This is a genomic window from Lactobacillus sp. B4015 (assembly GCF_026536055.1).
Taxonomy (GTDB): Bacteria; Bacillota; Bacilli; order Lactobacillales; family Lactobacillaceae; genus Lactobacillus; species Lactobacillus panisapium.
Genome location: NZ_JAFNOY010000014.1, coordinates 25,392 through 36,218, shown reverse-complemented (window position 1 = coordinate 36,218; position 10,827 = coordinate 25,392). Strand labels below are relative to the sequence as shown.

Below are 10,827 nucleotides of genomic sequence, written 5' to 3'. Positions count from 1 at the left end.
TGATAGCTATTAACAGTTTTTAAATTTATACTCCTTCTTAAAAGAGTTCTGGCAATGGTTGTAATCAGGTTCGATTCCTGTTGCCAGAATATGAACGTGAATAGTTACCGATATGGCAGTCAAGTTATATTAATTGGAGGACTAGACCTATTGGCATCAGGTGCAATTCCTGACACGTTCTTTGTTGTACTATATGACGTTAAAAGAAAATAGTACTTCTTTGATATTTTAATTAATAAGAGTCTTGAAAGGCTTATTTTTTTGATGTTTAATTAAAATAATAAGGAGTAAAGAAAAAATGGCACAACAAAAATTAAAACGAGTTTTTTTCTATCATTTGGAAGCAAGAAAAGAAAAAACAATAAAAGTAGTTGACCAAAAAATGAGTGATACTTACAAATTATTTAAAAAACATAAATCCTCAGAAATTGCTACGGAAGAAATTGCCGGAGAAAATTATTATATATATTCTATGGATAAATCATATCCAGATGATAATGATAATAATAAATTTGCTTATGAATTTAGTATTAGTAAACTTAGTCTTAATAAACCTATTGCATATGGTGATATGGGAGAAGAAAATTTACCTGATAGAAATAAGAATCTTGATTTCGAAAAACTTAATTTAGGGGAAAATGAGAGGCCCAAAGGGCCTATTGGACCTATAATAAACAGTACATTTATTTATGATCCAAATACTCATATTATTGCTTTTTTTAGAACTCCAGGTGGAGTTACGACGATTTTACTAAAAAGATTTTTATCCTATTATTGTGGGGTCAGGGGATTGGTTTTAGCTATTGTTCCTGATAAAGATGCTCTAAGTGATATAGATAAATTAAATAATACTTCAAAACTAACGTATAAAATTGCTGATGTTCCAAATTTTAAAAGTCTTGAAAAAGCTGAAAAAGATGAATTAGTAGATATTAGAGACGCACATAATTTTGGGGCTGGAGGAATGGAAATTACTATATCTGGTTCGTCTTTAAAATTAAAAAAGCTAAAAGATCGAGTAAAATTATTATTAAAACTCGGAGATGAACTAAATGTTAAAAAGTTAGAAATTGAAGGAACTAATGATGAAGGGATTTTGGAACCAATTGATCTAATTGTTCATAAACTAACTTTTGATGGCAATATTGAATATGACAATATAATTACTGATAAAAATTGCTTTGCTCTATTAGACAACGCTCTTGCCTCTAATTATGATTTTTTAAGAAAATTCGAAAACAGTTAAAGAAGGTATATTCTTGAAAAAAGGTAGAATGAAGAGAAATTTTTTTAGTTTCTTAATAGGTGTTATAGTGTCTATTGCTTTAATATATATTCGAATAACGCCTGACAAAATATCTAATTATGTCGCTGTTATTTCAGGTGTTTTATCTTTTGCTTCATTAGCAACAGGATTTTTGTTTGCAAGTTTTTCTCTTATTCCATCTTTACCGAATTCTAAATTAATGAAGGCATTGAGACAATTAAAAACAGATAAAAAATTGTTAGATAGATTACTTATAACAATAATGGGATTTATATTTTCGTCAATTTTCTCAATAATCGCACTTTGCTTTAAGAGCTCAGAAACTTTATGGTATTCTACCATAGTATTAGTTGTATTATTTGGCAGTTTTTCATTTTCTGTTACTGATTTAATAAAAGTTCTGCGAATTTTACTAAGAGCTTTAGAAGAAATGTAGGAATAGCACTCGTGAATGAGTGCTTTTTTTATGCATAAAAAAAGAAAGGAAATAGCATGTTTAACAATATTTGTAGAGCATTGAGCAGTAACATCTGGCCATTTACAATTGCAATAATGAATCTGTGGGCAATATTCAAAGTGGGTGGCTTTATTATATCGGTAGTAATTGAATCGATTGTTAAAACATTCAAAGAGATGCATCCCTGACGGGAAAGCTCTTTGCGCTGGCTGCAAAAGAAAAGGTAATCACCTCTCCTGATTTTAATCCAATTGCATTGGATTGCATTATCCGAGGGTGATTACCTTGACTGAAATAATACTTCTATTAATCATAGTACTACTTTTAGTCGTTGCTATCAAGCGATAGCCAGCGCAAGGGGCGCTCGTCCTTTGATGGTCCGAGCGCCGCTCAAAACTCTAAGGAAGTGAACAATTGCCAAGGATTAGAAACTGTCGAGTGTTTGGTTGCAAAGCTCCAGCATTTATGCCCAATCATTATTGCTCAAAGCACATTGCAAAAGAAGAAGAGTACAGACGAGAGCGTGCAAAGTTTGAACATCGATATTCAACTCCGCAATCTAAACAATCACGGTGGAAATATAATCATGTAACGCGCTATCGTAATGAAACTAAGGTTATGCAGAATAAGTTTTACCACACTAGGCAATGGCAACGATTTCGTAAGATAGTATTTGAACGAGATTATCACATGTGCCAATACTGCAAAGCTCGTGGTGTAATTAAAGAGGGCAACGTCGTTGACCACGTCTTGCCAGTAGAATTATTTCCAGAACAGATGAAAGATATCGACAATCTGGTAACGTGTTGTTCTAATTGCCACTATTGGAAAACAAGATTTGAAGAACAATACTATGGCACTGGTTTGCATGCTAAGGCAACAGGCAATCCAGCACTAACTGATTTGAAATTGATTGCTGAGCTGAGTGATCGAATTAAAACGCAAAAATAATTTTCATCCCCGCCCCCATCAACGGTTGGCGAGGAGCCGCAACAAGTGGTGTTCGCTTTCTAGACGGACACTTTTTTAATATTTTTTGAAAGGGGGGGTCAAACTGACAAAGGTTGATTTAACAGTATCGAAAGTGCCTGAAACATCGCCAAAGTGGCTTGGAAAATATGGCAAAGTTTTATATCCGAAAATAGCAGCATATTTAAATAAGAATTCAAAGATTATTCGCGCTGATGAATATTTAGTCCAAGAATACTGCTCTGCATACGATATTTATCGAATTGCATACGCTGACATTCAAGAACACGGAATTCAACAAGCGGTTTACAAAACCGCTGTTAGTCCATTAGATGGAAGCGTGGTCAGCAGAGACTTTTCAGGATATCGTAAAAACCCAGCTTATCAAATGATGTCTGATTCCCTTTCGAAAATGAATCAAATTGGTAGAGAGCTAGGATTAAGCCCCAAGGCCAGGTCGCAAATGATGGAGCTTAATTCGCCAAATGATAAAAATGAAGAATCGGTAACGGATAAAATGAGGGAGTTTTTTAAATGATGAAAATCGATCTAACGCAGACTCATGATGTTAATGGTGCATACCAATCAATTGACTGGACAAAAATTCGTGATAAATATCGCGATCCTGGCACCACTTACGCCTTCAATGTTTTGGACGGCAAAGTTTTATCCGGTTATATGATAAAGCTAGCTTGTTTTCGTCATTTACGCGATTTACAGCGACAAGACACAGAAGGCTTTCCGTATCACTATGATGAACAAGAAGAAAAAATTGCCTTAAAATTGGCAAAGATTATACCAGATGTCGATAAGAAAAAGGTTTTACCACTAATGGATTTCGAAAAATTTATTTTAGCGGAGCTAAATGCGTGGAAAGATACTAGTGGCGAGCGGCGGTTTACCGAAGCGCATATCTCCCTCGCTCGTAGTCAGGGTAAAACGCAAATTGCCGGTATTCAAATGGTCAAGGCTTTTTTAATTGACACTTTGGGCTACACCAACAAAGACTTTATGGTATCTGCTAATACAAGTGATCAAACCAGTAAATTGTTTGGTTATATTGGCAAAATGATTAGTTCAGTGATTGCTGTGGAGCCTTTCAAGACTTTGGCCGAAAACAGTGATTTGCAAATTCAAGCTAATCAGATCATACAAAAAGCGACTAACAATCGTATTCTGAGGCTATCCTATGAAGCAGATAAGTATGACTCTACGCATAATGTGCTAGCAGTTTATGATGAAGCCGGAGCACTAACGGATTTTAACCGCATTTCAGATATCACGGACGGGCAAGGGCAAGTTATTCCTTACCATCAATTCGTTAAAATTTCATCAGCATATCCAGATCCCACAGGGCCATTTCATGAAGAAGAAAAAGCCATGCAAAGCCTAATGGAGCAAGATTTTAAACGCGAAGGCGAAAACATGCTCTGTTGTGTGTGGGCGCAGGACTCTTTAGAAGAAACTTACATGCCTGAAATGTGGGCTAAGTCTAATCCACTTATAAACTTGTCAGACCAAGAACGAGAACGACGCACTAAAAATCTGATCAATCAGCGCGACCAAGCCTTACTAACTAATACGTTGCATAAATTTCAGAATAAGACGCTAAATTTGTGGTTAAAGCAGTCCACCAGCAGCTACTTAAAACTGCAAGATGTAGAAAATGCCGTTGATGATGATTTCAAAATTGATGGTCGTCAGGTATACATTGGATTAGACTATTCAATGTTTTCTGATAATACAGCAATTGGATTTGTTTATCCCTATCAAAATGAAGAAGGGCAGCCTCGATGGCATATTGCCCAGCATAGTTTTATACCATGGCAACAAGCAGGCTCTTTGGAAGCTAAGGAAAAACAAGATGGTATTGCTTATCATGAGTTTCCAGAATTTTGCACTATAACTGCACATGAAAAAGGGATTATCAATCCTGAACAGGTTTATAAATGGCTTTTAGATTATGTTGAACAGCACAATTTAAAGGTCATTTTCTTTGGTTACGATCGTTTTGGCAGCTATCAGGTAAAGAACATTACCGAAAGCTTAAATGCCAATACAGGGTGGCTAATTCAGGATATAGCGCAAAGGACAAGCGAGCTTGCTAATCCGACTAAATTCTTGCAGGAAAGCTTTGCTACCGGGAAAATTACCCGATTCAACGATCCAATTTTAGAAAAAGCGTTGCTAAATGCTTCTATTAAAGAAGATAAAATTGGCATTCAAGTTGATAAGGACAAAGCGACTCTCAAAATTGATGTAGTTGATGCGTTAATTGACGCGATGTATCAGGCGATGAATCATTTCGAAGAGTACGGTGTTACGAATGATAAATCGACTGAAGTCGATCGAATGACTGAAGATCAGGTGCTAGAGTGGTTTAAAGATCCTGATTCAGGATTATTAGGAGATAAAGATGATGATTGGTAAATTATTTAAATCAATTTGGAAAATAATTGATGTGATTTTTTATTTAACTGCATGTGTATGTTTTACATATGGAGCTTTTTTATTTAATCAAAAAGCAGGCTTTATTGTTTTGGGCATAGTTTTAATGGTTTCAGCTTATTTAACAGAACTTGTGCCCAAGAAAGGAAGTGATAATTAGTGCCAATCTTTAATTGGGCGGCAAAAAATGTGAGAGCTGCCCCACAACCAGCATTTTCGTTAAGCGAAGACGGTGATGCAGTTAATTTCTTAATTGCTAAATCTAATGGTTACGTTTCAGCAGATAAGGCTTTGAAGAACTCTGATATTTTTTCGTTAATCATGCAATTATCAGGCGATTTGGCATCCGTACAATTTAATGCAAATAGTGACAGAGCACAATCATTGCTTAAGAGTCCCAGTCAAACAGCTGACGGCTTTTCTTTTTGGCAATCAATGTTTGCACAGCTATTACTGGATGGCAATGCTTATGCTTATCGGTGGCGAAACAAGAATGGTGTAGATTTGCGTTGGGAATATTTGAGACCTTCTCAAGTTCAACCAATGCTATTAGAAGATGGCTCTGGCTTGGTTTACAACATCAATTTCGATGAACCGGTCTATGGAACCTTTAATAACGTACCGCAAGTTGACGTTATTCATATTCGACTGATGTCAAAAAACGGCGGTATGACTGGAGTTTCTCCACTGACTGCATTGGCTAATGAGCTAGATATTAAGGATGCCTCTAACGACCTGACTAAATCTGCACTAAAGCAATCAGTAACTGCTAATGGCGTTTTGTCAATTACACATGGCGGTAAGATTGATGAACGCATGAGAGCCGCGCGTTCCCGAAGATTTAAAAAACAGTTGGATCATAGTGATGGTGGACCAATTGTTATTGATGACCTTGAAGATTACAAACCTTTGGAAATCAAGTCCAATATTGCTCAGTTATTGAGTCAGGTTGATTGGACCGGCAAGCAGGTGGCTAAAGTTTACGGTATTCCGGACAGTTATTTGAATGGCCAGGGTGACCAACAATCAAGTATTCAAATGATGGGCAGTCAATATGCGCAGGCACTTAACCGTTACGTTAAGCCAATAGTCAGCGAGTTAAATAGGAAACTGAACGCCACTATTACAGCAGATATTAGGCCAGCTATTGACGCCACTGGAGATGCATTTGCTGACACAATCGCAGGCTTATCTAAGAACTATGCATTATCTGGCAACCAGGCAGCATTTGTGCTTAAACAGACCGGTTATTTACCAGCCAATCTACCTAAAGCTGATAAGGAAGGAGGTGAATTGAATGAAAAAGATAGAAATCAAAGGACCAATAATTGATGATATGTATGGCGAGTTTGTATCTTTTCTAGGTGATTCTAGTTTTGTGTATCCGGCTAAAATTAAAAAAGAACTAGATGATACTAATGATGATGTTGTTATTGAAATCAATAGTGGAGGTGGTTATACTGCTTCGGCTGCAGAAATTTATACGATTTTAAAGCAATACCAAGGTAACGTTGAAGTTCATGTAGTTGGAGAGGCCGATTCAGCTGCATCTATTATTGCGATGGCAGGTGACAACGTATTAATGTCACCAATGGCCATGATGATGATTCATCGAGCATCAACTGATGCTTCTGGTGATGCCGATGATTTGGCAAGCGGTAAGCAGGCACTTGATGAACTTGACGAAAATATTGTCAATGCTTATGCAACCAAAACGGGCAAAGATGAGCAAGATATTTTTAATTTGATGTCTAAAACAACCTGGATGAATGCCAAAACGGCGGTTCAGGAGGGCTTTGCTGATGGCATTATGGAATTTGAAAATGATAATGTTAAGCAGAACTACATTGCAAAGCCAATGCTTAACGCAACTATGATGATTCCACATTTTAAGGCAGAAAAAATATTGGAGATTGAAAAGCTTATTGGTGAAAGCCAGAAGCGGAAAAATCAAAAACCAAAAGTTGAAGAAATTAAGAAAGATGATAAGACCAAACTTGTAAATCACAAGCTTGGTCTTTTGTTTGGAGGTAAATAATTTAATGGAAAATAATATTAATGCATTAGCTACCGCTCGAGATGAAGCAGGTAGCAAAGTTGAAGAATTGCAAAACAAGCGCAATGAGATGGCTGTCAAAATGGTGGCAGATCCAGATGCTTTTTCTGATGAAGAGATTAATAAGATTTCGAATGAATTAAAGCAAGCCGTTAAGGTTAGAGACTTTGCACAAAAAGCACTAGATGAAGAGCGTACAAACTTAAAAACTCCATCTCCAGTAGGCGGTGATAATCCAGGAAAATCCGAAAAGGCAGTTGCATTTGAAAAAGCTAAGAAAATTACTAATCAGTTTGTTTCAGATTTCAAAAACATGGTAACTTCAAAAGTTTTACCAGAAGGCTCAGAAACTGAAGGTCCAAATGCGGGATTAACCATTCCTGTTGATGTTCAAACTGCAATTAATACACTCAAGAGATCGTTCACTTCATTAGAAGGTTTGGTTAATGTTGAAAACGTTAGTGTTCCAAGTGGCAGTCGTGTTTATGAAAAGTTAAGTGATGTCACACCATTTGATAATTTGGACGACGAAACAGCTGAAATTGGTGACAATGATGATCCAAAATTGACTATCGTCAAATATGTAATTCACCGCTATGCAGGAATTTCTACTATTACTAATACTTTACTTAAAGATTCGGCAGAAAATATTTTAGCGTGGATCGAAAATTGGATTGCTAAGAAGGATGTAATTACCCGCAATGAGCAGATTTTAACCTTGCTAAACAATGGCAAGGCAAATAAGATTCCAAAGAAAGTTTCAATCACTGACTTTGATGGGATTAAGGATTTAGAGAACAATACACTTGATCCATTAATTGAAGCAACTTCAAGCTTTATCACTAATCAATCTGGTTTCAATGTGCTGTCTAAAGTTAAGGATGCAGAAGGTCGTTATCTAATTCAACCTGATCCAACAAAACCTGATACTAAGCAGATTGAGGGTCATGTGGTTAATGTCATTGCTGATAAATTCTTACCTGATATTAATGGTGATCATCCGCTTTACTTTGGGGACTATAAGATGGCAATTACGCTTTTTGACTACCAAAGAATGACCTTGATGACCACCAAAGAAGGTGCTGGTGCCTTTGAACGTGATTTAACTAAGATTCGGGTAATTGACCGCTTTGATGTTGAGCTAATTGACGAAGGTGCTTACGCGATTGGAACTTTTAACACAGTTAAAGATCAGACTTCAAATGTGATTGCTTCAAATGGTACGACTGGAACTAAATCCATTGACGAAGATGGCACTATGACTAAATTGGCTAATGCTGTAGACAAATTAACAGAAAACTTAAATGGCAAAGAATCTGAAGATACTAGTGATAGTTCTAAATCAACAGATAGCAAAGCAAAGACATCTGGTAAGTAATCATGACTACTTTTTTGAAAGTAGATGATGAACTTAAAAGGACGTTAGGTTTTTTGCCGGATGATGAATCACTGGATGGGCAATCTCTTAACCGAATTAAAACAGCATTAACTGCTGCAGAAATTTATGTACAAAACGCAATCGGTCAAGGTGATGAATTTTATCAAAAAGAAGATGTAGAACCACTCTATAAAATTGCTTGTTTTGCGGTTGCAGCTAACATTTTTAATCATCCTAGCTCTGCCACATCGAGCACCACAGCAATGGCAATTATTGGTCAAATGCGTGGCGCATATGCCGTTTTTAGAGAGGAGCAAGAAAATGGTTCAACTTCAGAATCCGGACAGACTAACACAGACGATTAAATTCGGCACTATCGAGGATAGTGAAGATGTTAATGGTGTTCCAACTAGAGATTTTTTGCAGATTGGCAAGCCTACATTGTGTGGACGATGGAGCCTAACAACTAATCAAGCAATTCAAATGGCCGGATTAGATCAAACTCATAGTTTTATCGTTGTTGTTCATCATAGAGAAAACTGGTCAGGTATTACTCATGCAAAGTTCAGCAATGAGTTATATCAGGTGACCAATATTAATCAGGATCCATATCGCAATCCAACAGCTTACGATCTGATTACATTAACGAAAGTGAGTGATGCTAATGGCTAATGATTTTGATGATAAGCTTGAAGATTGGCTTAAGTCAGTTGAGAAAAAATATGATTTAACTGCTGAACAAAAAAGCAAGATTACGGGTGCTGGCGCAGCTGTATTTGCTGAAACGTTGAAAAAGAACACGCCAGTTAGCTCGGAGCATTACAGCTCTGGACGATCTGTTGGTCACACAAACTGGAAGCATAATGAAAAGCCGCGTAAAACTAAGCACTTACGTGATTCAATTACCTTTAAGCCAGGTTTTACCAGCGGAAAAATCCATTCAGGCAATACCACCGTTGGATTTGATAGTAAATATCAAGCAATGGTGGCTAGGTATGTTAACAATGGCACGGCAGGTATGAGTGCTAAAGAAGTTAAGAACATGCACTTCATTGAGAAATCACAACTTGAATCTAAAAATGCTGTTCTAAAAGCAGAAGCCCAGGCATTTAAGGAAGTGATTAAATGACCGTGGCAAAACGGGTGGTTGATGAGCTTAATTCAGCTGAAATTGATGGCTTAGGTAAAGCTTATTCATTCTTAATTCCGGCCAGTTCATTAAATTCGGAAACAAAAGCATTAATTGCCGTTTCTGAAGTTATGCAATTGCCGGCAGAACATGGTAGCAATACTTACAATCAATTAGAGCAAAGGATACAAGTTAAAATTTGTTATCCAAAAAATAGTCAAATAGATGCAGACGCTTTTGAAAAATCAATTGCGTCTTTTTTTACACAAAAAAATTGGCTAAGACAGCCAGACAACGGTCACTATATCGATGAACAGAGTCGGATAGAGATCGATTTATTTTTTACAAGGAGAAATTAATAAATGGAAATTACAGGTTTAGATGACATCATTGTTTGGATGTGTGATTCAGACGAAAAGCTTAAGACAGACCCAGACAATGGAGGTTTTACTTACAATGGTGATAAAGGTAAAGTTTTTGATCCCGTTACTGGAGAAGAGTTAAAGGGATTGTTTAAGATCGATTTGCAATCGTCACGTGGTGCGACGCAAGCTAATATCGGTGGATTAGCACAGACAGTAACACGTGTTTATGGTTCAAATGCGGTTGCTGAAGTTAATACTGGAACTGAGCAGCCCACAATTGCATTAGCGGCCAATGATATCCCACATGAAATTTTTGATTTACTAACAGGGCTAGAAAAAGATAAGTTCGGTGGCTATGTTCGTCGTGGTAAGTCAAATTCAATTACTGGTGGTGTTATTGCCCACTCACAAAATTCACATTCTAAGGTTGATCTGTATTTTGGCTTTCCTATGGGCGTTTTCGTACCAGGAGAATTAAACATGCAAACTGATAACGAGAATCCAAGTGTGGTACACGATGCATTAACGCTTAATGCACAAGCACGTGGTACAGATTTACTGCTTTATGAAAAGTTTTATTCTGACGAAAAAGATTTCAATTTCACGAACATGATTAAATATTTAACTAATCAGACAATTACAGATAGTACAGCTGGCAATAAAACTCCAACTGATACTAAAGGCAATCCATTGTCTGATAAGTAATCAGTTAGAAGGGTGGGTGAGGAGGTAATATTTGTTATTAAAGAACGGTTGAC

General features: G+C 36.7%; 15 protein-coding genes. All 15 read left to right on the top strand.

Annotated elements, in window-relative coordinates; genetic code table 11:
* Positions 1-54 precede the first annotated feature (54 nt).
* The 15 genes from J3U71_RS11465 to J3U71_RS11395 all read left to right on the top strand — a co-directional run bounded on the left by J3U71_RS11465 (position 55) and on the right by J3U71_RS11395 (position 10,774).
* Entirely contained in the window at positions 55-213 is a 159-nt protein-coding gene (locus tag J3U71_RS11465; RefSeq protein ID WP_267394600.1) for a hypothetical protein, read from the top strand.
* 85 nt (positions 214-298) lie between these two features.
* Positions 299-1,246: a hypothetical protein gene (locus J3U71_RS11460; protein WP_267394598.1), complete on the top strand. Its 948-nt coding sequence runs from the start codon at positions 299-301 to the stop codon at positions 1,244-1,246.
* 13 nt (positions 1,247-1,259) lie between these two features.
* Entirely contained in the window at positions 1,260-1,703 is a 444-nt protein-coding gene (locus J3U71_RS11455) for a hypothetical protein (protein ID WP_267394596.1), read from the top strand.
* A gap of 435 nt (positions 1,704-2,138) precedes the next feature.
* Positions 2,139-2,675, top strand: coding sequence for an HNH endonuclease (locus tag J3U71_RS11450; protein WP_267394594.1), 537 nt, complete (start codon positions 2,139-2,141; stop codon positions 2,673-2,675).
* 103 nt (positions 2,676-2,778) lie between these two features.
* Complete coding sequence (locus J3U71_RS11445) at positions 2,779-3,231, top strand: phage terminase small subunit P27 family (RefSeq protein WP_267394606.1); 453 nt, start codon at positions 2,779-2,781, stop codon at positions 3,229-3,231.
* The gene (locus J3U71_RS11440) at positions 3,231-5,123 is read left to right on the top strand and encodes a terminase TerL endonuclease subunit (RefSeq protein ID WP_267394604.1); all 1,893 of its coding nucleotides are present in this window, start codon (positions 3,231-3,233) and stop codon (positions 5,121-5,123) included. Before J3U71_RS11445 ends, J3U71_RS11440 begins: the two co-directional genes overlap by 1 nt.
* Positions 5,110-5,301 carry a DUF1056 family protein gene (locus tag J3U71_RS11435; protein ID WP_267394592.1) on the top strand — a complete coding sequence of 64 codons (192 nt, stop codon included), beginning with the start codon at positions 5,110-5,112 and terminating at the stop codon, positions 5,299-5,301. Before J3U71_RS11440 ends, J3U71_RS11435 begins: the two co-directional genes overlap by 14 nt.
* Positions 5,301-6,473: a phage portal protein gene (locus tag J3U71_RS11430; RefSeq protein ID WP_416381443.1), complete on the top strand. Its 1,173-nt coding sequence runs from the start codon at positions 5,301-5,303 to the stop codon at positions 6,471-6,473. Before J3U71_RS11435 ends, J3U71_RS11430 begins: the two co-directional genes overlap by 1 nt.
* The gene (locus J3U71_RS11425; RefSeq protein WP_267394590.1) at positions 6,439-7,179 is read left to right on the top strand and encodes a head maturation protease, ClpP-related; all 741 of its coding nucleotides are present in this window, start codon (positions 6,439-6,441) and stop codon (positions 7,177-7,179) included. The genes J3U71_RS11430 and J3U71_RS11425 overlap by 35 nt, the downstream gene beginning before the upstream one ends.
* Before the next feature lie 4 nt (positions 7,180-7,183).
* The gene (locus tag J3U71_RS11420; RefSeq protein ID WP_267394588.1) at positions 7,184-8,575 is read left to right on the top strand and encodes a phage major capsid protein; all 1,392 of its coding nucleotides are present in this window, start codon (positions 7,184-7,186) and stop codon (positions 8,573-8,575) included.
* Positions 8,576-8,577: 2 nt separating this feature from the next.
* A complete protein-coding gene (locus tag J3U71_RS11415) occupies positions 8,578-8,940 on the top strand; it encodes a head-tail connector protein (RefSeq protein ID WP_267394586.1) in 363 nt (120 codons plus the stop codon).
* Positions 8,897-9,247, top strand: a complete 351-nt coding sequence (locus J3U71_RS11410) for a head-tail adaptor protein (RefSeq protein ID WP_267394584.1) — start codon at positions 8,897-8,899, stop codon at positions 9,245-9,247. Before J3U71_RS11415 ends, J3U71_RS11410 begins: the two co-directional genes overlap by 44 nt.
* Positions 9,240-9,704 (top strand): HK97-gp10 family putative phage morphogenesis protein, encoded by a 465-nt coding sequence (locus J3U71_RS11405; protein WP_267394582.1) that lies wholly within the window; start codon positions 9,240-9,242, stop codon positions 9,702-9,704. The genes J3U71_RS11410 and J3U71_RS11405 overlap by 8 nt, the downstream gene beginning before the upstream one ends.
* Positions 9,701-10,063, top strand: a complete 363-nt coding sequence (locus J3U71_RS11400; RefSeq protein ID WP_267394580.1) for a DUF806 family protein — start codon at positions 9,701-9,703, stop codon at positions 10,061-10,063. Before J3U71_RS11405 ends, J3U71_RS11400 begins: the two co-directional genes overlap by 4 nt.
* A 3-nt stretch (positions 10,064-10,066) precedes the next feature.
* Positions 10,067-10,774, top strand: coding sequence for a phage tail protein (locus J3U71_RS11395; protein ID WP_267394578.1), 708 nt, complete (start codon positions 10,067-10,069; stop codon positions 10,772-10,774).
* Positions 10,775-10,827 lie beyond the last annotated feature (53 nt).